The organism is Tsukamurella asaccharolytica, from assembly GCF_007858435.1.
In the GTDB taxonomy this organism is placed as follows: Bacteria; Actinomycetota; Actinomycetes; order Mycobacteriales; family Mycobacteriaceae; genus Tsukamurella; species Tsukamurella asaccharolytica.
This window is the reverse complement of sequence record NZ_VIGW01000059.1, coordinates 1-581: the sequence shown is the minus strand read 5'-3', so window position 1 is coordinate 581 and position 581 is coordinate 1. Positions and strand designations below refer to the sequence as shown.

Annotated in this window: 1 pseudogene; it reads right to left on the bottom strand. The window is 45.6% G+C overall.

The annotated features are described in order from the left end of the window. Positions 1-475 (bottom strand): annotated as a pseudogene (locus FK529_RS20930) (methylenetetrahydrofolate reductase); the annotation flags it as partial. Positions 476-581 lie beyond the last annotated feature (106 nt).

The following is a 581-nucleotide window of genomic DNA, read 5'->3' as shown; positions in this document are numbered from 1 at the left end:
CTAAAGCGGAGAAAGGCATCGATATCGAAGAAGAATTGGGTAATCGCTAAATTCGCTCCGGCATCGATTTTACGCTTAAGATGGAGAAGATCAGCCTGTGCATTTTTTGCTTCGGGTGAATTTCAGGATAGGCGGCTACCGAGATATCAAAGTCGTGACGTTTTTTGAGTAGTTTGACTAGACTATCAGCATAGATACCTGGGTTTTCTGTACCCTTAGGGAGATCTCCGCGCAGTGCCAAAATATGGCGAATGCCAAGATCCCAATAGTTATCGGCGATCTGATTGAGCTCCTCTTCCGATGTATCGACGCAGGTGAGATGGGGAACGGCGGTGAGATCCGTTTTATGGACAATATCTTCAATCACTCGGTGGGTACGATCCCGTGTTGACGCATTCGCACCATAGGTGACGGAGACAAATTGGGGTTTTAAGACCTTAAGCCGTTCGATGGAGTTCCAAAGAGTGGTGACCATCTGTTCGCTATTGGGGGGAAAGAACTCAAAGGAGACATTGACATCATTCTGAAGTTCAAAAAGGCTCTGGTTTAATAGCTCAACATATTGCGCACTCATTTTTTTA